A 21,041-nucleotide genomic window follows, 5' to 3' on the forward strand; every position below is an offset into this window, starting at 1 on the left:
GCGGTCATATGGGCCCCTCGGGGGAATACATACGCACTCTTGTATCACAAAAAAGCCGAATGACCGTCTTAATAACGATACTTTTGTGTGCATATGTAGCTATACCTGGGGCGTAGCAGGAATCGCCGGTAGTGCTCAGGCGGAGGGTCTGGACCGCGGTTTCCTGGCCTTCCGACGCTTTCCGATGCTTGCCGCCGTCTGCGTCTCGATAACGGACGTAGCCTTGCCATCGCTCAGGCGCTCCATCCAGGACAGGTCGTCGATGTAGGAGAGGAAATGCCGGAGGTACCCCGGCGATGCATCGCGCATCAGGGCCATCGCGCGGTGGACCAGCGCGCTCGAGTTGAGCGGGCCGGCGTTCTCCGGCGTCTGCTGCAGCGACTGCCTGAGTTGGCTTTCCGTACGGATATGGGACCAGATCTTGCGGAATTCGCCGACGGCGGGTAGCTCCGGATAGGTCGACGGCCGGTCGGCCACATCGCCGTCAAGGAGATCGACGAGGTCTCCAAGGGGTCCACGCGGCAACCCTGGCGAATGGGCGGCGTCACGGGCCATGGGGCACCACGGCGCTGGTGGACGGTTTCGGGATAGGCGCGATTTCCACGCGACGATTCATCGCCCGTCCTTCCTCGTTCGCGTTCGAACCGACGGGTTGGCCGGAGCCGAACGCGGCGGCAAACACCGAGGAAGCGGGAACACCTTCCGCCACCAGCGCGCGCGTGACCGTCAACGCCCTTTCGGCAGACAGCTCCCAGTTGTCCGCGAAGTGGCGGTTGCCGTCGTGTACCTGCTGGTCGTCGGTGAAGCCGCTGACCATGAGGATCTCATCGCGGGATTTCAGGTAGCCGGACAAGGGGCCGGCCAGGCTCTTCAGCACCTCGCGCCCTTCCGGCTGGAGCTGGTCCGAGTTCAAGGCGAACAGCACATTGCCGCGAATGCCGATGCGACCGTTCACCAGGGTGACGCGCCCCGCCGCCAGCGGCGCTGCCAACGCCCGTTCGAGCGTCGTGCGGCGCTGTTCCTCGGCCTGCCGCTGTTTCACTTCCTCGTCGAGTCGATGGGACAGCTGTAGCTGCACGCCGATCACGCCCACCAGGATCAGCACGAACGTACCGAGCAGCACCGACATGAGGTCGCCGAAAGCGGCCCAGATGGGTACGCCGGCCTCGCCTTCGATCTCCAGCTCGTCGCTCATGCCGATTCGGCTCCGACGGCAAGGTGCTGGCCACCGAGGCGCTGCATGTCCTCGATGATCTGCTTCTGCGAGAGGACGCTGAGGTCTACGACTTCGCGAGCCTGCGCCACGTAGTAGGCAAGCTGCTCGTCGCTGCGCGCGAGCGTGGCGTCGAGCGCGCCGGCGATGCGGTCCAGGCGCTCCATCAGGGCGTCGTTGGATTTGCCGAACCCTTCGACGGCCTTACCGAACGTTTCGCCCAGGCTGGCAACCTCGGCGGCGCCTCCCGTGATGCCGGCAGCGATGGTGCCAAGCTTGCCGGTTTCCGCCTCTACCTGTTCCGCGAAGCGTGTACCCACACGATCGAGCAGATCGGCGGAGGTGGCGACCAGCGCATCGACCGCGGTTCGCTGGTCGGTGGATGCATGGTTCACGGCATCGAGCAGGGTTTCCAGCGTGGCGAGCAGACGGCTGCGCTCCTCGAGCATCGCCGTGTCGCGCTGCACGCTCTCGGTAAGCTTCTCGCGCAATTCCGCCACTACCTGGGCGGCGATACGCGGCGCTTCCGTCGCTGCCTCCAGGAGGCGGGACACTTCGGCGATGGTGTGGCTTGCCTGCACCTGGGTGCGTTCCGCGACGTCGCCGGCCATCGAGGACAATGCATCCGTCCATGCCACGAGTCGTTTGCCGTCTTGCGCGGCGAGTGTGTCCTGAAGCTCGGCCTGCGACTGCCGTACGACTTGCAGCATGGACCCGCTGCCCTCGCGGAAGACGGTGGTGGCTTCGGCCAGTGCATCCCTCCAGGCCAGTGCCGCGACCTGCGAAGACGCCTCGAAGTGGCTCGACAAGCCGTCGAGCTGGCGTTGCACGGCGTGTGTCACCGTGTCGTGCAGTGCGGTCGTTTCACGGGCGATGGCACTCATCGTGGATTCCACGACAGGTTGGAACGCGACACCGGCGGCACGCGCACTCTCGGCCACGCCTTCCTTGAGCGACTGTTCAACGGACGAAGCAAGGCGCGTGTAGACAGCCTCGGTGCGCGAATGGAACGCCTCCTGGTGCGCCAGCTGGCGTTCGCCGGCGGCGAGGTTCTGCCGCTCGACGGAAGCCACCATCGCCTCCACCCGCTCGACCAGCGCGGGCATCGACGCCGTCTGCTGCTGCAATAGCTTGAACGCTTCGTCGCGCTGGTGGGCCTGAGAATACGGCCGCAGCGTCGTCGCGATCCGCCCATCGAGCCGCTGCACTACGCGCAGACGTTCGCGCCTGCACAGAGCGGAAAGCAGGCCCAGCATGGCCGAACTCGCGACACCGGCGATCGAGGTGCCGAAGGCGAAGCCGAGACCCTTCACGGGCGCGGCGAGCGAGCCGCGAATGGCTTGCAGGTCGGTGGCGCTCTCCAGCGCGATGCCGGTTCCGCGCAGCGTGGCCATCATGCCGAGAAGTGTGCCCAGCATGCCGAGCAGCACCAGCAGGCCCACGAGGTAAGGGGTCATCGCGGGCGTCGGCAAGGCCATCCGCGCACCTTCGATGCGCAGGCGCACCGGGTTGCGCAGGCTCGGGTGCAGGCGCTCGAGCCAGGGGCCGAGTGCGGGAGGCGTGGTGGACAAATCGGCCACCGCGTCACGCAGCGTATGCGTTGCGCGACGATACCGTTGCAATTCCAACGCCCCCGCGAGGTAGCAGGCGCCGATCAGCGCAGCAACGACGGCACCGAGCGGGTTCGAGGCCGCATAGCCCAGCCCGACCCAGCAGACGGCGGCAAGGCCAACGAAGAACACGGCGAGATAAAGAAAATTCCTGAACATAATTACCCGATTAGCGGGTGCGAAGCGCTGCGAGCAGCCCTTCCACCGGTTGAAAACGAACGTCCAGCTCGGCGAGCAATACGCTGCGCATGTCGCCGCGGAACGTATCGAGCCAGTTCTGCCGCGACGCGGCCGTGCCTTCTTCCGCGGATTCCGTGGCCGACCTGCGCAGCCGGTCGAAGTGGTCGGCAAGCACGGCCGGTACCGAGGCCAGCAGCTTCTGTTCCCGGGGACTCAGGGCCATTTCCATGACCGCATCCACCTCGGCAAGCCGGGCCATGGTCGGCGATCCCGACGCCAGGACGTCGCGCAGGCGGCCCCGCAACTGGCCGGTGGCACCCTGCATCGACCTCTGGAGGGTCAGATAGCGCTGCCGGAAGGGCGCGTAGTCCGCCTGAGCGACCGGCGGCGAGCCCGATACGGCCAGCTCGCGGGCCCCCTCGATGGCCTTCACCAGCACAGCACGCACCCGGGCACACTCGGCCTCTTCCCGGCTGTCGAAGGCGGGAACGTGCCTTGGGGGCGCCGATGGCCGGCCATCCAGTGCCGTGGAGAGCGCGATGGCGTGGTTCCAGTCGAGCCACCGGCTCAGCCGGTCGGGCAACGATGGTCCGGACGCCCTCGCGTCGACGGCCGTGAGGCGGGCGAGCAGGCGAATGAAGGTCGGGCCGCGGACGGTGGTCCGCTGGTGAGATTGCACGATTCTTCTTGAGAAAAACCGCGATTTTACACGGTATGGGCAACAGGCTTCCCCGGGGCTCCGGCAGCGGTTCCACCGAAAGTCAGGGCGGCACGCCTTGTAGCACTATACGCAGGATCCTACGAAGGCCCTGCCAATGAACCCCGACAGCCCATCTTGCGCCCGCCAGCTGCTTCCGCTGTTACTCGCCGCCACCGGCCTGGCCATGAGCCCGCACGCTTCCGCAAGGTCTTCGGGGACGGACGACATACAACAGATCCTGAAGGCGGAAGGGGAAATCTGCGCAGCATTCGAGCACGAGGACGCCGACTGGCTGGAAACGCACCTCGATCCGACCTTCACGCTCACCAGTTCCTCCGGCAAGGTCACGACGCGCTCGGACGAGGTGGCCGACCTTCGCAGCGGCACGAAAAGCGCATGCCGCCATAGGCGACGTCCTTGCGCACCTCGAAGCCGAGGGTGTCGCGGTAAAAGGCCAGCGAAGCCTCCGGATCGATCTGCGGGAGGAAGCTGGAATAGATGCTGATGTCCATGACGATGGGTTCCGGCGAGTGGCGAAGTCCACGGCGATCAGTCTAGGGAAGGCTCGGTCGCCGGCGCTTCTCGATTCCTGACGGGTCTGCTGATCTGTTTCGCCACGCAGGCGGGCATGCCTTCCGTCGCTTGCGTCTCCTGCGCACGGTAGGCACTGGGCGGCATGCCCACCAGTTCGGTGAAACGGGTGCTGAAGGTGCCGAGCGATGCACAGCCGACATACCCGCGGCGCGGCCGAGGGCCTCGACGTCCAGCGGCTGCGCGTACTCGCGGTCGATCCGGTCGCGGACACGGCGAAGGCGGGCAAGATCGCGCAGGTGCTGCGCGGGGGCGGGCCGGCGGGTCATGGCACCCATCGTGCCATCCCTATCCTGCCCGCTCAAGGATCGCCTGCTTGCCGCCCCGAACCCGCGGTCGATAGCATGCGTCCATCCAGCCGATTGTCGTTATGGAAGCGCAGACACATGAATGGTGAATCACCTAGCACGGCCGACCTGGCCTACGGCCCGGCCGATGGAGCAGCCTGGCGGGCACACTGGTTTCATATCATTTTTGGTCATGACGACGCGGCAGGCCGTGCGTTCGACGTTGTCCTCATCGTCGTCATCCTGTCCAGCGTTCTAGTGACGATCCTTGACTCGGTGCCTGCCCTCCATGGCAATTACCCTGGTACGTTCCTTGTACTGGAGTGGATGTTCACCCTCGTGTTCAGCGTGGAATACGTCCTGCGCATCGCGGTGGTGAACCGGCCGGTCACCTATGCCCGGAGCTTCTTCGGATGGGTGGACCTGCTTTCGCTGCTGCCGGCATATCTGAGCCTCCTCTTCGCTGGAAGCCAATACCTTCTTGTGGTCCGGGCATTGCGCCTGCTTCGCATATTCCGGATTCTCAAGTTGAGTCGTTATGTCGACGAGTCCAATCTCTTGTGGTCGACCCTGGCCCGCAGCCGGCACAAGATTCTCGTCTTCGTGTGCACCATCCTCACCCTCGTACTGATCTTCGGCGCATTGATGTATCTGGTTGAGGGTCCGGAGAACGGTTTCACCAGCCTGTCGCGTGGATGAGCACGAGGCGGATGCCCGGTTCTGCCGGCGCTGCGGGGCGGCGCTGGACACCATCGATTGACATCGAGGTGATCCGACGCGTTAACGGAAGTCTGCGGATGATTTCCAGAGATCGGTGCCGCCGTCGCTGGCGTAGCGGTCGATGTCCGTAAGTTCTTCCGGCGAGAAGTCGAGACCCCGCAGGGCACCCAGCGAATCGTCGAGTTGGGCCACCGTGCGGGCGCCGATCAGCGCCGAGGTAACGCGCGGGTCGCGCAGCACCCAGGCGATCGCCATCTGCGCAAGCGTCTGGCCACGCCGCTCAGCGATGGCGTTGAGTGAACGCACGCGCTCGAGATTCTTCTCGTTCAACTGCTCCTTGCCGAGTGAGCCCTCGCGCGTGACGCGCGCATCGGCAGGAATGCCACCGAGGTACTTGGACGTGAGCAGGCCCTGCGCCAGTGGCGAGAAGGCGATGCAACCGGCGCCGGTTTCTTCCAGCGCGTCGAGCAGGCCGTCTTCGATCCAGCGGTTGAACATCGAATAGTTGGGCTGGTGGATGAATAACGGCACGCGCTCTTCCGCCAGGATGGCGGCGGCCTTGCGGGTCAGCTCCGGCGAATAGCTGGAGATCCCCACATACAACGCCTTGCCCTGCCGGTGGAGGTGCGCCAGCGCGCCCATTGTCTCTTCCAGCGGCGTGGTGGGATCCACGCGATGAGAATAGAAGATGTCCACGTAATCGAGGCCCATGCGCTTGAGCGACTGGTCGAGGCTCGCGATCAGGTACTTACGGCTGCCGCCGATACCGCCATAGGGGCCCGGCCACATGTCCCAGCCGGCCTTCGTGGAAATGACCAGCTCGTCGCGATATGGCGCGAGGTCGCTCGCCATCACGCGGCCGAAGTTCTCCTCCGCGGATCCATACGGCGGACCGTAATTGTTCGCGAGGTCGAAGTGCGTCACGCCGCGGTCGAAGGCACGGCGCAGGATGGCGCGGCCGGTCTCGAAGACGTCGGCGCCGCCGAAGTTCTGCCACAGGCCCAGCGAGATGGCCGGCAGGTCGATACCGCTGCGACCGCAGCGGCGATAAGGCATGAGGTTGTCGTAACGATCCGAGGCGGGTTGATAGGTCACGGTGGGGCTCCGGTGGAGGGCTGTGGGGACGGCCGGATGAAGCCCCTCATGTTACGCTTCCAACGCATGCATCGACGACCTCCGCGCCACCCCGCATGACCACGTTTGCTTCGGCCCTTCGGCTGTGGCTCGGCATGCTCGTGTGCGGCCTGGCCGTCCTGCTCGGTTCCGTCCTGCTCGGTGGTGCGGATTCCACGATCGCGGCATCCTGGCAGGCGCTGGTGTCGCCGGCGGATACCGCCATGCATGCCATCGTGTGGGAACTGCGTGTGCCACGCGCTGTCGCCGCCTACGGGGTCGGCGGCCTGCTGGCCCTTTCCGGCTGCCTTATGCAGATCCTCGTGCGCAACCCCCTGGCCGATCCCTATACGCTGGGCCTCTCCGGCGGCGCCGCCGTCGGCGCGCTGGGCGCCATGCTGGCGGGCGCCGGTGCCGTGATCACGGCCATGGGCGCGGCCACCGGTGCACTGCTCGCGTGCGTGGCCGTCTTCGTGCTGGCGCATCGCGATCTGCTCGCCCGCGCCCGCGCGGCGCAGCGCGAGGACTCGACCGACCTCATCCTCATCGGCGTGATGCTCGCCTCGGGCTTCGGGGCCATCGTGAGCATGATGCTGGTCCTCGCACCCGACAAGAACCTGCGCGGCATGCTGTTCTGGATGATGGGCGACCTGAGCGGTGTCTCGAACTGGCTGCTGCCGGTGGTGCTGTTGATGGCCTGCGTCCTTTTCGTCGTTCCGCTCGGCCGCCAGCTCAACCTGCTGATGCGCGGCGAGGAGTCGGCAAGTGCGCTGGGCGTGCGCCCGAACCTGGTGAAATCGGCGATCTTCGTCGTCGCATCGCTGGCGACCGCCGTGGCCGTGACCACGGCGGGGACGGTCGGCTTCGTGGGCCTCGTGGTGCCGCATGCGCTGCGACGCCTCATCGGCAACGACCAGCGCGTGCTGCTGCCGGCATGCGCGATCGGCGGCGGTATCGTGGTCGTGATCGCCGACACCGTGTCGCGCGTGGTCGCCGACCCCATCCAGCTGCCCGTCGGCGCGGTCATGGCGATCATCGGCGTGCCGACCTTCATGTTCCTGCTGGTGCGGCGCCGATGACCCTGGAGCTCGTCGCCGAATCGCTCGCCCTGTCGATGCGTGGCCGCACACTCGTCGATGCCCTCGACATGCGCGTGGCGCCCGGCGACGTCTGGTGCGTGCTCGGTCCCAACGGCGCCGGCAAATCCACCCTGCTGCGCACCCTGGCCGGCCTGCGGGCCGCGGACGGGGGTCGCGTGCTGCTCGGCGATCGCGACATCGCCGGTTATCGCCCGATAGACCTCGCCCGCCGTCGCGGATTCCTGCCGCAGACGATCGTGGACGCCTTCAGCCTCACGGTGATGGAGGCGGTCATGTCGGCGCGCCATCCGAGCCTGCCCTTCTGGGCCTGGGGCGAACGGGATACCGGCGCCGCCGAACATGCCCTGCACACCTTCGAGCTGGAAGCGCTGGCCGATCGCGACGTCACCACTCTCTCCGGTGGCGAACGGCAGCGCGTGAACATCGCCGCACTGTTCACCCAGGACGTGGACGTGCTGCTGCTGGATGAACCGCTGTCGTCGCTGGACCTGCATCATCAGGTGAAGACGCTGCACGAGTTGATGCGCGCCGCGTCCGCACAGGGAAAATCGGTGGTCTACACCGTCCACGACATCAACCTGGCCTTCCAGCACGCCACGCACGCCGTGCTGCTCGACGGCAAGGGCGGGGCACTGGCCGGACTGAAGGACGACGTCGTCACCAGCGAACACCTGAGTGCGGCCTTCCACCATCCCATCCACGGCGTGATGCTGGGAGACGAGCCGTTCTTCCGCGCCGGACGTCTGCATGGAACGCCGCCATGATCCGCCTTCTCGCCTGCCTGGGCCTGCTCGTCGCCACATCGGCCACCGCTTCGGTAACCGTGGTCGACGATGCCGGGCGCAGCGTCACCCTTCCCGCGCCGGCGCATCGCATCGTGAGCCTGGCGCCCAACGTCACCGACGCCTTGTTTGCCGCGGGCGCGGGGGCGTATGTGGTGGGCACGTCGCGCTTCACGGAGTATCCGGCGGAGGCGAAGAAGGTGCCGGTCGTGGGCGATGCGACCATGATCGACCTCGAACGGATCGTCGGCCTGAAGCCGGATATCGTCGTGGTGTGGAAAAGCGGTAACGCGGCCGCGCAAGTCGACAAGCTGGTTCAGCTCGGGCTGCCGGTGTTCTATGCGGAAACGACGCGCCTTGCCGATGTCGCCCCGGCCGTACGCCGGTTCGGGAAGCTCGCAGGCACCGGCGACGTGGCCGAACGGAACGCACGCTCGTTCGAAGCGGGTCTCGAACATCTGCGTTCGACCTATGCCGGCAAACGGCGTCTCACGGTGTTCTACCAGATCTGGGACCGGCCCCTGATGACCATCGGCCGGGCGCAGATCATCGACGACGCCCTCGATCTCTGCGGCGGCGACAATGTTTTTGCCGATCTTGTGCAGGCGTCGCCCGCCGTGAGCCGCGAAGCCGTGCTCGCGCGCGATCCCGACGTGATCGTGGGCGGTGGCGAGACCGGCGAATCGCTGGACGGGTGGAAACAGGCCAGCTTCCTCTCGGCGGTAAAGCACGGGAACGTGCTTACCATCGATGCCCCGACCCTGGCCCTGCCTTCGCCGTCGATCCTTCCAGGCGTGACAGCGCTTTGCCGTGCACTGGACGAGGCGCGACAACGGATGACCCGCTGGCGCGCCTCGCCATAGCTACGCAGGGGTTCCGCAATCCCCGCAGAAGCGGTCGTTATCCTGGATCCTGGTGCCACAGCTGGAGCAGGCCCGCCCGGCGACTGTCGCCGGAGCTTCGCCCGCCGTTGCCTGGGGCCGATGTTCCGCCAGCTTGCTCCTGACCTTCGAGACCCCGCCACGGAGACGTTCCTCGGCATTCGCATCGAGGCCAGCGCCGAGTGAGTCATGGATCATGATGTATCCGAACATGCCCACCAGGACGAACAAGGCAACGAGCACCAGCATGACCACGCCAATCGATGCGCTCGCGGCTCCCGCGGACTGGAACTGGTTCATCAGGCCATCCAGGGGGCCTGACATCCCGCCGTAGCCATAACGGCTACCCATGCCGCCGAAGATCGACCCCGTGCCGCCGCTGAAGATCGACAGGCTGAGCGTCGACGTCAACGTCAACAGGCCCATGACGAACGCCGCGACGGGAACCACGAGGATCGCCAGCACCACGAAATGCAGAAGCGCATCGAGCGGCCGCTTCACGACGATGTCGATCGCCCGACCGATCGCCCCCAGCACGCCGGCGCCACGCCAGACCGCAACCAGCATCAACGGGGTGCCAATGGCCAGTAATCCGTAGCAGAACGCGAGCACGATCGCGCCGGGTCCGGCAAGCAGGAAAGCAAACAGCGAACCCACCCCCGGAAGGCGCGTGAGCAACGACAGCAGGTACATCGCCAGGAAGACGCCTGCCAGACCCAGGCCCAGCAGGAGGAAGGCAAGGAAGGAGGTCCAGGTGCCGTGCAGGCCACCCACGAAGGCCGCACCCATCGTGCGCGGCGGACGCCGGTCGGCCTGATCGAGTAACAGCAAGCCCGCGCCATTGATACCGGCGAGATAGACGATGAGCGCCACGAGGACGAAGAGGCCGCTGACGATAAAGCCTGCCTGGAACGCCAGTATGCCCGCCAGCGAAACGCTCGCTCCTCCACACAGGATGGCGATGGCCAGCAGCGAAAAAGCACGCCAGTTGCGCATGCCTTCGTAGCAGCGGACAAGCATGCCGAGGCCGGACTCACCCGGCACAGTGTTTACGGCACTCATCAGCTCACCACCAACATGGGTACATCGTTCGAATCGACCTGCCGGTCATCCATCGTCAGCGTCGAGCGCACCACGTATCGGCCGTTCTCGATGCCCTTGGGTAGATTGAAGTTGAAATTGGTCTGGTATTCGCCCGTGCCACCGATATCGTTCGCTGCCTTGGTCACCGTCGAGAGCTGCTTGCCATCGGGCGAAAAGAGGGTCAGCGTTTCCGACAGGCGCGGGGCCTGGTCGCGAGTTCCATTCAGCACGACGATGCTCGACCGCATCTCCACCGGACTTCCCGCACGAACCGTGCCCGACGGCTGCAAGGAACTCTGATAGGTGGAAACGGTATTGCTGGTGGGAAGCGCGCCACGCTCGCGCATGTAATCGGCTTCCACCGCGGTGTGATCGCGCACCTGGCGCGCTCGGTAGTTGTACACCGTGCACGCCAGCGCACCGATGCCCGCGCCGACGGCCGCACCCACAAGGTGTCCCTTGCCCTTGCCGAACAGCGCGCCGGCAAGGGCGCCGACCGCGACGGCCGTGCCCGTGCTGCAACCGGAAGATTCCGGCTGCGCCACCGGTTGGCCCGCATAGGGGCCACTGTTGTGCGTGCCGCTTTGCGCGGGCATCTGTGCGCAGCCCGCGACGACAGCGAGGGCGGTAGCGCCGGCCACGAGGCCGCACGCACGAATCGACTGGTGGATGATCCTCATGACGAACTCTCCTTTCATTGGATGGAAATGCTGCTCATGGCCTGCTGCTGGGCGCGCTGTGCTTCATCCAGCAACTGCTTCGCGCGTGCGAGACCGGGGTTCACTTCCAATGCCGCACGGGCGTTGGCTATCGCAGTGGAATAATCCTGGCGAGAAAACGCGCTTTCGCCTTTGCGGACCAGTGAAAGGGCCACGTCCTGCATCGGTGCGGCGGCTGGAGCGACAACCGGCGTCCGTGTAGCACGCACCGGCTTTTCGGCCGGACCCGTGACGACACGCGGGGCTGTCTGGCTGGGTCGCTCGATGGCCGGCGCCGCGAGCGGCGTCGCAAGTGGCGTCGCCTCGGCGACGGTGGCCGCCACGGTCGGCGCTGGTGTTTCCACTGCGGGAGGCACCACGGGCTCCGGCGCGACCTGCGCTGGCGTGGCTGTGTCGTTGGCCGTCCTGGACGTGTCGGCCGTGTGGGACGGTGCGTCATTACGCAGGAAACCCCAGGTAACGAGGCCCCCTAAGGCCACGACACCGATCACGACAGCCGCCGCGATGACGAACCCGCGGGAACTGCCGGCGGAACCTTCGCGCGCGGCAGACGGCGGCGGCGAACCGGGCTCGACGGGACGCCCGGGCGTCTCCGGCGCCGGCACGGCGGCTGCGGCTGCGGCTGCGGCAACGGCTGCGGGTTCCGGCGGATCCGTTTCCACGGGCGCCGAGGCTGTCTCCTCGTGCTGCGCAACGGTGGCACCGCATTGTTTGCAGAACCGCGCTCCAGACTGCAGTGGCGCGTGGCATACGGTGCACGTGGGATTCATATCGGCCCGGTATTCCGCCGGCGCTCCGCAACCTCGACAGAATTTGCTGGCGACGTCGTGGGGCCGTCCGCAGTTCGGACAGTTCATGGGGTTTCTCCTGCACGGGGTGTTACGTGATCGACACGGGACGTTACGGCGATCGCGCGCGTCTCGTGTCTGATTGTCGATAAATTGACTGGCGCCGATAAAATGGCACTGAAGAAGGCGCATATGGGCCTGCCGCGTGCGTACGGTCCTCGTCGACGCCGCTGCTGCTGCGGGCTCGTCCTTTCGTCCATATCGGTTCCCTGTGAATCGCAAATCGCCGGCGGCTCGCCGTATGCTTACAAATCTTCACGGGCACACGCAAGCTGCGCCGTCATCCACCCGCTTCATGCCAGGGATCGCCACGATGTCATACGAGTACAACGCCGAAAGCCAACGAATGGATTTCCCGAACCCCTCCTATGTGGAGAACTGGTTCCTGGTGGCAACGACGGCCGTCCTGTTGGCGGGTGGAATCAGTCTACTCATCTCCAGCCGTGGGGCGATGTCCGGCGGGCACGGGCTGCAGGGCACGTTGCCGCTGCTGCTCGGCATCGGGTTGCTCGTTACCGGGCTTCGGCATGGCCGCCGCCTGCTCACGCAGCTGCGTTTCTTCTTCGGTCGTGGGCTACCCGTTGGTCTCGCTCCTGAACTCACCGGGGACGCGAGCGGCAAGAGCGCACAGGCCGATGAGCTGAAAGAAATGCTGCGGCAGAACGCCATCACCTACCCCGAGCCTACCGGCCCGCTCAATGGCCTCCTCTACGCATGGATCCGTGACCTGATCTTCGCACCGCGTCCCGTGCAGTACATCGCGCAACGCCAGTTCCAGACGGGCATCGTGATCATCGTGACGCTGCTGTCCTTCCTGGTCGCCTGGGCCGGCTTCTCCGATCCACAGGCGGCGGCGTGGATGGGGCTGTTCTATTTCGTCTTCAGTGTGGTCCTGCTCCTCATTCCGCTGGAGACAGGCGCGAGGGCGCGCGCCAACGTGGGCATGCGCGGTCTTGTCATCCTGGTGCTGGTCGCGGTGTTCGCGCCTGTCCTCTTGCCGCTCGTATCGCACTCGCTTCCGGATATCGGCTGGCTTTCGCTCGAAGTGCAGACGCTATTCCTGTTGCTCGCGTCGTTGGGCAGTGTCGGCCTTTACTTTCGTGCGCTCATGAACCAGATGACGGGGGCGCCGAATACGAACATGGCGCGTGAGCAGACCAGCCTTTCCATGAACTGTCATCCAAAGCAGCTGATGGACGAGCTTGATCGCACACTTCAGGACGAGTGGATTGAGCGGATTCCGAATCGCCGCTATCTGCGCGTGCTGCCCATGGTCGATGGCGGTGCCGGGTCGTTCAGTGCGGAGCTCGTCGAGGAGACCCAGCCGATGCCAGCTGCCGAACAGCGACGTCTCGACGTCGCCACCGCATTCCGTCTTGCGCGCTTCCGCTGGATCGCATGGCTGGACGTGGCCGGTGTTGCCCTGATCACACTCGCCACCGGCTGGCTGGTCGTTTTTGGTATCAAGCTCGATCCAACCGTCATCGAGCCCCGGCTTTTTTCGCTCATGACGCTCGGCCTGGCGATGCTGGCGCTCGGCTCCTACTGCCTCAACGCGGGCCGCGTGCTGTGGCAGCGCTTCGACTTTACGTCGCGCATCGTCTGGATCGAAATGCAAGGCAACTACCAGGCAGCGCGGATGGATTTCGGCAACACCTTCACTGACCGCGTGAAGACCGAGAAGCAGATCATCAACATCGAAACGATGACTCTGCGCGTCTGGGCGGCCGAACTGGACACCGTGATTTTCGGCAAGGGCGCCACCCGCATCGTCACCGGGCTGCGGGGCACGCCGGCCTTCGCGCGCCGGATGGTCCAGCACCTGTCGACCTTCGCGGGGGAACAGAGCGTTTTCGTTGCGCCGACGTCACAGGCGGACCTGCAGAAGAGTGCCGTCCTCGGCGCCCTGAATCGCACGAGCGGCGTGACGCCTGCCGCGAGCCCGGCCGCCGCTGCCATCCGGGCAGCCGCCGGCGCATGCCCTTCCTGCGGCTCGGACGTCGATAGCTCGGACAGGTTCTGTGGTGGATGCGGCACCGCGCTCCAGCCGGCCTGACCGGAGCCGATATTGCATCCCTCGTCACATATCGTTTCTCCATCCAACTCCCATGACCCCCACATCCAGCGCCCGTACCGGTGAAATCGGCGACCTGTCGTGGCTCGACGGTGGCGGTGAAGCGGGCGCGCTGATTCGCGCCTTCGACTGGTCCGCGACCGGTCTCGGACCGATCGGGACCTGGCCGCAGAGCCTGCGTACCGTTACCGGCATGCTGCTGCTTTCCCCGGTGCCGATCGTGCTGCTGTGGGGCGAGAAGGGCATCATGATTTACAACGACGCCTATTCGGTCTTCGCCGGTAACCGTCACCCGGCCCTGCTCGGGTCGGAAGTCCGCAAGGGCTGGGCCGAGGTCGCGGACTTCAACGAGAACGTGATGCGCGTAGGTCTTGCCGGGGGCACCCTGGCATACAAGAACCAGGAACTGATGCTGGTCCGCCATGGGAAGCCCGAGCCGGCCTGGATGGACCTGGACTATTCGCCGGTACTGGACGAGAGCGGGAGTCCCGCCGGCGTGATCGCGATCGTCGTCGAAACCACCGAGCGCATGCTGGCCGAAGCCGAGGTACGCGAAAGCGAGCGTCGCTTTCGTGAAGAGCTGGAGGCCAAGGTGGCCGAGCGCACTGCGGCCCTGCAACGCAGCGAGGAAAACATCCGCAAAGCCGAGCAAGCCCTGATGCAGGTGCAGAAGATGGAAGCGCTGGGCAATCTCGCCGGCGGCATCGCGCACGACTTCAACAACCTGCTCATGGCCGTGCACGGCAGCCTGGAACTGCTGCGCGAGCGCATGCCGCAGGAACCGTTCCTGTTACGCCTTCTCGACAATGCCATGGCCGGAGCGCAACGCCACGGACTCGCCGAACAACTCGGCGGCGCGCTGGTCCTGCGCAGCCGGATGGCTACCGGCTACGCGGACGTGCCGGCCGGGGTGCAGCTGGATCTGCCGCGCCTTGCCAAGCCGTATTCGCAGGCGGCGTTGGCGAAGATGGTGGCGCAGGTGATGCCTGCCGCGTGAAGGCCTCCACAAGATGAAGGATCAGCACTAGCAGGCATCTCGTGTGGATTACATCGATATCTGGGCTTCCCGCCGTGATTCGAGAGTCGCCGTCACATTGAGCAGGACCATCAAACCACAAGAAAGCATCGTCACCACCAACGGCATCTCTTTCCCGACCTCTGCGGCCAGCGTCAGTTCGAAGATTGCAGCAGTCAGAAGTCCATAGAAGACCATGGCCGATACCGTCATAGTGCATAACTTGTCGGACGCGGAAATCAACGCAACAGCCGATGTCATGATCAGAAGAGATGATGCGACTCCGCCCAGAAGCCAAACAGACAATTCGGGCCTCAATGACGCCGATACCTCTGCGGAAAAGGCGAGCATGAATACCCCGGGGATTGCAATTGATCCGCTGAGAATATTCAGCAAGCCCGCTGCCCAAAGCCGAACGGGACGCCCGACAAGAATCTCTGTCGCCAAGATCGCTTCGTTCAGCAGGCGACCTCGCCGCTCCTCCATCTTACCTTCGAAGTATTTCGGGCTAGGACCGAAACGATTTGGGCCTCGCGTTCCGTCAAGAAAGATGAGAATCAAAGACACAAAGGGCACGAGATACCACCACCCTCTCCAGTCCACGTCGTGCAGGCGCCTGACGGTAACCGGAATGCATGCGACGCATCCAAGCAGTTGACAAAGGCCAACGATCAGTTCGTAGGCGCTTCCTCTTGCATCCGCGAGATACGCGAAAACCCCGATAACAAACTCGGTCACGGTCGCGAGCACGACCGTTGTCCAGTACTCGGTGCGACGGGCACGGCCACAAAGGCTCAGGAACTCACCGTGTTTTTTCAGAATCCGATTCATCAACTCTCCAGCGCGGACCTCCTCGCGGGAGGTATCTGCAATGTCAGTTCACTCTCTCGGTTAGTTGACATACCGATGCCCTCATCCGGCGCGCAGGATATTTAGGGCTGGCTCCGAAAGCGATTTGGGCGTCTCGGGAGAAATCACTATGAGCTCTCCTATTCGTTTGCTCTCTCATGGACTCTTCTAGTGGATGCTCAGTAGTCGCTCCTGACAGGCGCAACACTAACGCTACCAACGCGCCGCATGCCGTACTTTGGACTCGGCCCGAAGCGATTGGGACCGGGCGTGCCATCAAAGAATGCGAAGACAAATGTCGCTAGTGGTACGAGATACCACCATCCGCTTCGATCTACGTCATGCAATCGCCTGACAGAAACGGGAAGACAAATCATTGACTTGACCGTGCGAGTAACGATGAACAAGAACAGGAAAGCGTCACCGCTTACGCCTGCATAGTCAGCAAAGAACTCAATCGCGTACACCACCGCGCTTACGGTCAGAAACGTGATCCAGTATTCAGTGCGCGCGGCACGCCCAGCGAAACTCAGAAATTTCCCGAGGAGGTTGAAGATTCTATTCATTGATTCAACCATTGATTCATCACCTCAGAAAATCCCAGGGGTTTCACGATCAATCCCCATGATCTCCCGTATTTCTTGATCCCCCCGCGGCCTCGTTATCGCCTGCTCTCCGACATCAGTATTCATCTGACCACTCACTACCGACCCGCCCTCGCCAGTCCCTACCAGTAGAGACATGGAAAACTTGCCGCCGTAGTTGTATTTGACCTCAATACCGCCTCCCACAATTTCATATGCGCCCAAGTGGAGACTATATGAGTGTGCCGATGCCGGCCTGTCCGGGTGGAAGTCCAGCGAAATGATCTCAGATTTCACGCTGACCGAAGCTTCTGCGCCAAGTCGCAAGCCGGATGTGTCTATCGAGATCGAATCGCTTCCACCATAGACCGACTTACTTGCGGTCGCTCCGGGCACGCTAAGTGAAGCACTTATCTCCGTCTTGTCTGCCCTATCCAGCAACATCCCAGTGGCTGCGACCATCACTCGATTTCCCTTATCGGAAATTTCCTTACGAATTATCTTAAGATCAGTGAGCAATTCCGGCGCCCGCCCATCCGGATCGACATACCGATGCGGGTTGTTCCGCCCGTACGCATAGCGATTGAAGTCGGCCAGCTGGCCGGGCGCGCCCACCACCGGATCGACCGACAGGAAACGACCGATATGCGTGTCGTAGTAGCGGGCCTGCATGTACACCAGGCCATTGATGTCGTCGTCGTGGAAGTGGCCTGCGTAACCGACGCGGCCTGACTGGCGACCCAGCATGCCTTCGCCAAAGGGGGTATAGGTTTGCGGGATTCCTGCCGCCCCCCCTTGGGCATCGGTCGTTTCCAGCACCGTGCCCTGCTCATCGGTGAGGTAGTAGGTGACGACTTCCTCGTCGGCACGCGCGGGGCCATGCATGAACAGCCCGATCAGGAGAAGGAACAGGACGATCCAGCTCCTGCGCTCCATGTGCGCCAAAGAGGGATTGGCGGCGTGGAGACGACGCTTCATGGCACGGCGTTCGGCGCGCGCACACAGGTACACCCGAACCATCTTCAACATCATGGGTATCGATCCTTCGAGGGAGGACATCAGATCGGGCCGTGCCAGTCGGAGCAACCAAGGTGGTTGCACGCGCGGAGCTTGTACGTGCCTTCGCGCTGGTACGGCGCGAAACCGGATTCCACCCGGTGCTCAAGTAGGGGCCCGCGATAGACGGTCTGTTGCCCGGGCATCCGCATGAGTTCATAGGTGGTCGCGTAACGCACGGCTGGCCACGAGGCGTCGTGATGCTCGATCTTGCCGCCCCACACGAGACTGAAGTAAAGCGCGGTGGGCATGAGTGGCATCCGGTCCACCGTCACGGTCACGGCATTGCTCCAGTCGGCGCATCCGGCGTCGTTGCAGGCCCGGACCTGATAGGCATAGCCGCCGTTGTCCTTGTCGGTCACGGACCAGCTGCCCGATGGGGCGTCCTGGATCACCTGCCAGCCGCCACCGTTGAGACTTTCCTGAAGCTCGTAGCGGGTCGCGTCCTTCACGCCGGTCCATGTCAAGCCGTAGTTTCCGTCGTGGGTGGTCCCACCGCCTTGCAAGGCTGGCCGGTCGCGCGGAGCCACGACGACGTCGACACCGTCCTTCTGCATGTACTCGCCACACCCATTGCTGTTACAACCCCTGAGCCGCAACGAATGGATGCCGCTACTGGTGGGCGCGAGGCTGGCTTGCAGGCCGGTCCCGGCATACAAGGCGTGCCATATGGCGCCGTCGCCATGATTGAACCCGTCGACTTCGTAGCGTTCGGCATGACGAATGGCGCTCCACGAGGTGTCTACCCGATTCATCAGGCGACCGGCCGGGACATCGAAGATGCCCGGCTTCCATGGGATACGCACGATGTCGAGGGGTGACGACACCGTGCGGTAGCCGCAGCCATGCTCGTTGCATCCGCGCGCCGCGAAGCGGAACTGGCCGTCTTCCGTCACGGGGAATGCCAAGGGCGAATTCTCCACGTCGCCCACCAGCAGCCAGCCCGCACCGTTGCGCGAGTACTCCACGCGTGAATGCGCCACGGGTCCGCCATGCGTCCAGGCGACTCGAACGATATCGTGCTCGTCGTTAGCTTCCCTTCCAGCATCGATAGAGGTCGGTGCCGGCGGCGCGAGCTTCGACGGTGGCATGTCCACCGTCCCGCTTCCCGCGATAGCCAGGTTTCCGTTGCCGACCGGCGATATGCCGTACACCGCGAGGGGAGCCAGAGCGTGCTCCTTGCGCTCCTCTTCCAGTAACGGAATCTCGAAGCGATACGCCGTTCCCTCTGCGTGGCACGGCGCCTGGATCTGGGTTTCGCTCGGCAGATCGGCCTTTCCGACCTTGAGGACCGTGTCACCGGCGTACAGATGGACAACGACCGGACTCTCGAATCCCGTGGAACAGGCCCATCCACGCAGCGTCGCCTCATCGCCCTGCCAGGCCAGGCCGTCGATGTTTCCGACGATGGCGGAGATCGAATGCTTCGTGCTGGCAACGAGCTTGGGACCGAGGTACAGGTAATCAGTGGCCCGCGTGGATCGGCTGTCGTACTGCCACATCAGCTTGCCGGATGACGTATACGCAGAATAAACCGGATACCTTCCATAGCCATCGCGAACACGGCGTCCATTCGCGTCATAAACGATCTGCCTGAACCGACCGACGCCTACCAGTCGGTTCGCCGCATCGAATGCGAAATCGCTCTCATCGCGCTTGACGACATTCCCTCGCTGATCGAATTCGTAGCGATGCGATGACAACCCGCTGCTGCTGACCGAAGCCAGCCGATGGTTCGCGTCGTAATGGAAGACCTTCCGTTCCTTGTAGTTGTCTTCGGACAGTATGTTTCCGAGCGCGTCATAACTGAAACGATACGGGTCCAGGTAATTTGCCGTTTGAGAGACGAGGCGATCCAGTCCGTCGTAGCCCATTACCGCATCGTGCAAGCCTGGATAGGGCCTTTCGGCACGGCTGATCGTATTGCCGTTGCCGTCATAGGCATAGTCGAGCCCAAGCCTGGTACTTTCGCGCGCATAGCTCAACGATTCGACCAGACCGCGTTGGTTGTGTCTGGCGTTGTAGCGAAGCCCGTTAGCGAGCGCAAACCCTGTCAGGGCGTTGTCTGCCGCGTGTGTGGACTGAGTGAGGTAATCGCCGACCCGCGTCGGCCGCCCATGCACATCGGGGGCGAAGGCCACCAGCTTGCCGTCCGGGTAGCGCATGGACGCCATCGCGCCGGAAGGATCGTAGGCATAACCGAACGCCCACTCCCAGCCGTCGACCTGAAGCGTCTCCTCGACGAGCTGCCCCCGACGATTCCGGCCGTACGTCCACCCGACGTCCCCCGCCCGCGATGTGGCAACCTCGCCCCTCAGATCATAGGTAAAGGTGCTCGGCACCGTACCCAGCGGATAGACGATGGACGTGACGCGACCCATGCGATCATAGGCATAACGGGATATCGCTCCGTCCTCGACTTGCTCCCGACCGCAGCCATCTCCCTGGAAAACCGAACCGGACGTTGTCCATGACAGCTGCCCCGCGGCGTCGTAGTCATGTATTTCGCTCCCGCGCTGAATTTCCCAGAACCGGCAAAGCCGGTGATCGGCGTCGTAGATCAAGTGCTTCGATTCACTGACATCGCCGCCGGATTGCGTGACGACGGTGGGCTCGCCATAGCTGTCGCGTGCGATGGTCTGGGTGACGCCTTCGGGGGCCTCGATGCGCACCGGCCGCTCGTAGTTCGGCGCATCGAACGCCTGGTACCAGCGAGTCGTGACGTTGTCCTTGGGGTCAATCGTCCTGACGGCAGTGCCTGGATGGTAATCGTGCCTGGTAGTCAGGACGCCGTGTTCGCTGTCCTCCTGCTCGCTGAAAGGCCGTCCGAGCACGTCGCGATAGGTGCGCTTGCCGATCGTCATCCCACCGATGTCGGGTAACCCGTCGTAGGGAATCGAGCGCAGGAATGGCAGGTCGCGCCAGTCGTAGGCCGTGCGTGTCGATATGGCGAGCGCGCCATCCGCACGGTACGCGCTATGCAGGACAGGACGCAGCATGGCGTTGTAGTGGATGGTTTCCAGGCGCGGACCTTCCGCTATCGTCGTCTTCCAGTGCGGACCCGCGATCCCGCGCTCGGGACCGACATACATGTGCACGAGATGCCGTGGATACGAGGGTTGCCCCTGTTCTTCGGGGTACACGATGCTCGCCAGACGCCCCGCCGGGTCATAGGTGTAATTCGTCGTCGCCCCGGTCTGGTCGGTGATGGCGGCCACCTGACCAAGGTCGTCCACAGTCAGTCGTGTAGACGTGTCGTCCGGGAAGCCGATCATCTGCGGAATGCCGCGCTTGTAATCGTCCAGCCTTGTGGTTCGACCCAGCGCATCCGTATACGTGGAAAGCTGTCCGCCAGCGGCATAGGTGTAATCCATTACTTTCCTGCCAAAGCGATATCGCGATGCAACAGTCGCGTTGCTTTCGGCGTAGGCGTACTGGTCCACTACTTCGCCAGTCGTCAGGTTGGCCGTTTCTGCCGGCTGTCCGATGACCCACCCCCCTGCGTCAGAATAGTTGTCGCCCCGATAGATCCATGAACGGGGGCGCAGATGAGAGAACGAATTGGCTCGATACGGACAAGCATTCAAAGGCCGGGCGGTAGCGCGCATGCTGCCACCGGAGAGCACGTCACCGGAG

The 21,041-nt window shown here is 64.0% G+C and carries 19 protein-coding genes and 1 pseudogene; 6 read left to right on the forward strand and 14 right to left on the reverse strand.

Translation table 11 applies throughout. From position 1 onward, the window contains the following. Positions 1-135 precede the first annotated feature (135 nt). The 5 genes from VGM71_RS06555 to VGM71_RS06575 form a co-directional block, all read right to left on the reverse strand. Positions 136-555: a DUF2894 domain-containing protein gene (locus tag VGM71_RS06555; protein ID WP_331543211.1), complete on the reverse strand. Its 420-nt coding sequence runs from the start codon at positions 553-555 to the stop codon at positions 136-138. Beyond that, positions 545-1,195 carry an OmpA family protein gene (locus VGM71_RS06560; protein ID WP_331543213.1) on the reverse strand — a complete coding sequence of 217 codons (651 nt, stop codon included), beginning with the start codon at positions 1,193-1,195 and terminating at the stop codon, positions 545-547. The genes VGM71_RS06555 and VGM71_RS06560 overlap by 11 nt, the downstream gene beginning before the upstream one ends. Beyond that, a complete protein-coding gene (locus tag VGM71_RS06565) occupies positions 1,192-2,982 on the reverse strand; it encodes a hypothetical protein (protein WP_331543215.1) in 1,791 nt (596 codons plus the stop codon). Before VGM71_RS06565 ends, VGM71_RS06560 begins: the two co-directional genes overlap by 4 nt. A 10-nt stretch (positions 2,983-2,992) precedes the next feature. Further along, positions 2,993-3,685, reverse strand: coding sequence for a DUF3348 domain-containing protein (locus VGM71_RS06570; RefSeq protein ID WP_331543251.1), 693 nt, complete (start codon positions 3,683-3,685; stop codon positions 2,993-2,995). 362 nt (positions 3,686-4,047) lie between these two features. Beyond that, complete coding sequence (locus tag VGM71_RS06575) at positions 4,048-4,215, reverse strand: VOC family protein (RefSeq protein WP_331543217.1); 168 nt, start codon at positions 4,213-4,215, stop codon at positions 4,048-4,050. 207 nt (positions 4,216-4,422) lie between these two features. On the opposite strand from VGM71_RS06575, the gene VGM71_RS06580 reads away from it, so the two are divergent. After that, positions 4,423-5,280, forward strand: coding sequence for an ion transporter (locus VGM71_RS06580; RefSeq protein ID WP_331543219.1), 858 nt, complete (start codon positions 4,423-4,425; stop codon positions 5,278-5,280). Positions 5,281-5,361: 81 nt separating this feature from the next. Here VGM71_RS06580 and mgrA read toward each other — a convergent pair whose 3' ends face one another. Further along, positions 5,362-6,396 carry an L-glyceraldehyde 3-phosphate reductase gene (gene mgrA, locus VGM71_RS06585; protein ID WP_331543221.1) on the reverse strand — a complete coding sequence of 345 codons (1,035 nt, stop codon included), beginning with the start codon at positions 6,394-6,396 and terminating at the stop codon, positions 5,362-5,364. Positions 6,397-6,491: 95 nt separating this feature from the next. Between mgrA and VGM71_RS06590 the strand changes: the two genes are divergently transcribed. From VGM71_RS06590 to VGM71_RS06600, 3 genes are read left to right on the forward strand one after another with little or no spacing between them, the layout of a single operon-like run. Next, a complete protein-coding gene (locus tag VGM71_RS06590) occupies positions 6,492-7,493 on the forward strand; it encodes an iron ABC transporter permease (RefSeq protein WP_331543223.1) in 1,002 nt (333 codons plus the stop codon). Further along, positions 7,490-8,278 (forward strand): ABC transporter ATP-binding protein, encoded by a 789-nt coding sequence (locus VGM71_RS06595; RefSeq protein WP_331543225.1) that lies wholly within the window; start codon positions 7,490-7,492, stop codon positions 8,276-8,278. Before VGM71_RS06590 ends, VGM71_RS06595 begins: the two co-directional genes overlap by 4 nt. Next, entirely contained in the window at positions 8,275-9,159 is an 885-nt protein-coding gene (locus VGM71_RS06600) for a cobalamin-binding protein (protein ID WP_331543227.1), read from the forward strand. The genes VGM71_RS06595 and VGM71_RS06600 overlap by 4 nt, the downstream gene beginning before the upstream one ends. Here the strand turns inward: VGM71_RS06600 and VGM71_RS06605 are convergent, their stop codons facing one another. The 4 genes and pseudogenes from VGM71_RS06605 to VGM71_RS17655 form a co-directional block, all read right to left on the reverse strand. Further along, entirely contained in the window at positions 9,160-10,239 is a 1,080-nt protein-coding gene (locus VGM71_RS06605) for a zinc ribbon domain-containing protein (protein ID WP_331543229.1), read from the reverse strand. Then, positions 10,239-10,940, reverse strand: coding sequence for a hypothetical protein (locus tag VGM71_RS06610; RefSeq protein WP_331543231.1), 702 nt, complete (start codon positions 10,938-10,940; stop codon positions 10,239-10,241). Before VGM71_RS06610 ends, VGM71_RS06605 begins: the two co-directional genes overlap by 1 nt. 14 nt (positions 10,941-10,954) lie before the next feature. After that, positions 10,955-11,641 carry a hypothetical protein gene (locus VGM71_RS06615; protein WP_331543233.1) on the reverse strand — a complete coding sequence of 229 codons (687 nt, stop codon included), beginning with the start codon at positions 11,639-11,641 and terminating at the stop codon, positions 10,955-10,957. Positions 11,642-11,692: 51 nt separating this feature from the next. Further along, positions 11,693-11,959 (reverse strand): annotated as a pseudogene (locus VGM71_RS17655) (double zinc ribbon domain-containing protein); the annotation flags it as partial. A gap of 214 nt (positions 11,960-12,173) precedes the next feature. Between VGM71_RS17655 and VGM71_RS06620 the strand changes: the two are divergent. Continuing rightward, positions 12,174-13,883, forward strand: coding sequence for a zinc ribbon domain-containing protein (locus VGM71_RS06620; protein ID WP_331543235.1), 1,710 nt, complete (start codon positions 12,174-12,176; stop codon positions 13,881-13,883). 52 nt (positions 13,884-13,935) lie between these two features. Further along, complete coding sequence (locus VGM71_RS06625; RefSeq protein WP_331543237.1) at positions 13,936-14,898, forward strand: PAS domain-containing protein; 963 nt, start codon at positions 13,936-13,938, stop codon at positions 14,896-14,898. Between the two features lie 48 nt (positions 14,899-14,946). Here VGM71_RS06625 and VGM71_RS06630 read toward each other — a convergent pair whose 3' ends face one another. The 4 genes from VGM71_RS06630 to VGM71_RS06645 form a co-directional block, all read right to left on the reverse strand. Next, the gene (locus VGM71_RS06630; RefSeq protein ID WP_331543239.1) at positions 14,947-15,747 is read right to left on the reverse strand and encodes a DUF805 domain-containing protein; all 801 of its coding nucleotides are present in this window, start codon (positions 15,745-15,747) and stop codon (positions 14,947-14,949) included. 197 nt (positions 15,748-15,944) lie between these two features. Further along, positions 15,945-16,331 (reverse strand): DUF805 domain-containing protein, encoded by a 387-nt coding sequence (locus VGM71_RS06635; protein WP_331543241.1) that lies wholly within the window; start codon positions 16,329-16,331, stop codon positions 15,945-15,947. 24 nt (positions 16,332-16,355) lie between these two features. After that, complete coding sequence (locus VGM71_RS06640) at positions 16,356-17,381, reverse strand: RHS repeat-associated core domain-containing protein (protein ID WP_331543243.1); 1,026 nt, start codon at positions 17,379-17,381, stop codon at positions 16,356-16,358. Positions 17,382-17,407: 26 nt separating this feature from the next. Continuing rightward, positions 17,408-20,779 carry a hypothetical protein gene (locus VGM71_RS06645; protein ID WP_331543245.1) on the reverse strand — a complete coding sequence of 1,124 codons (3,372 nt, stop codon included), beginning with the start codon at positions 20,777-20,779 and terminating at the stop codon, positions 17,408-17,410. Between the last annotated feature and the right edge of the window lie 262 nt (positions 20,780-21,041).

It is taken from the genome of Luteibacter sp. (assembly GCF_036499525.1).
Taxonomy (GTDB): domain Bacteria; phylum Pseudomonadota; class Gammaproteobacteria; order Xanthomonadales; family Rhodanobacteraceae; genus Luteibacter.

Bases quoted from the DNA above. Each gene is read 5' to 3' on its own strand.
- VGM71_RS06555 (WP_331543211.1), bottom strand. From the start codon at position 555: ATGGCCCGTGACGCCGCCCATTCGCCAGGGTTGCCGCGTGGACCCCTT.
- VGM71_RS06560 (WP_331543213.1), bottom strand. From the start codon at position 1,195: ATGAGCGACGAGCTGGAGATCGAAGGCGAGGCCGGCGTACCCATCTGG.
- VGM71_RS06565 (WP_331543215.1), bottom strand. From the start codon at position 2,982: ATGTTCAGGAATTTTCTTTATCTCGCCGTGTTCTTCGTTGGCCTTGCC.
- VGM71_RS06575 (WP_331543217.1), bottom strand. From the start codon at position 4,215: ATGGACATCAGCATCTATTCCAGCTTCCTCCCGCAGATCGATCCGGAG.
- VGM71_RS06580 (WP_331543219.1), top strand. From the start codon at position 4,423: ATGCACAGCCGACATACCCGCGGCGCGGCCGAGGGCCTCGACGTCCAG.
- VGM71_RS06590 (WP_331543223.1), top strand. From the start codon at position 6,492: ATGACCACGTTTGCTTCGGCCCTTCGGCTGTGGCTCGGCATGCTCGTG.
- VGM71_RS06595 (WP_331543225.1), top strand. From the start codon at position 7,490: ATGACCCTGGAGCTCGTCGCCGAATCGCTCGCCCTGTCGATGCGTGGC.
- VGM71_RS06600 (WP_331543227.1), top strand. From the start codon at position 8,275: ATGATCCGCCTTCTCGCCTGCCTGGGCCTGCTCGTCGCCACATCGGCC.
- VGM71_RS06605 (WP_331543229.1), bottom strand. From the start codon at position 10,239: ATGAGTGCCGTAAACACTGTGCCGGGTGAGTCCGGCCTCGGCATGCTT.
- VGM71_RS06610 (WP_331543231.1), bottom strand. From the start codon at position 10,940: ATGAGGATCATCCACCAGTCGATTCGTGCGTGCGGCCTCGTGGCCGGC.
- VGM71_RS06620 (WP_331543235.1), top strand. From the start codon at position 12,174: ATGGATTTCCCGAACCCCTCCTATGTGGAGAACTGGTTCCTGGTGGCA.
- VGM71_RS06625 (WP_331543237.1), top strand. From the start codon at position 13,936: ATGACCCCCACATCCAGCGCCCGTACCGGTGAAATCGGCGACCTGTCG.
- VGM71_RS06630 (WP_331543239.1), bottom strand. From the start codon at position 15,747: ATGAATCGGATTCTGAAAAAACACGGTGAGTTCCTGAGCCTTTGTGGC.
- VGM71_RS06635 (WP_331543241.1), bottom strand. From the start codon at position 16,331: ATGAATAGAATCTTCAACCTCCTCGGGAAATTTCTGAGTTTCGCTGGG.
- VGM71_RS06640 (WP_331543243.1), bottom strand. From the start codon at position 17,381: ATGATGTTGAAGATGGTTCGGGTGTACCTGTGTGCGCGCGCCGAACGC.
- VGM71_RS06645 (WP_331543245.1), bottom strand. From the start codon at position 20,779: ATGGATTACACCTATGCCGCTGGCGGACAGCTTTCCACGTATACGGAT.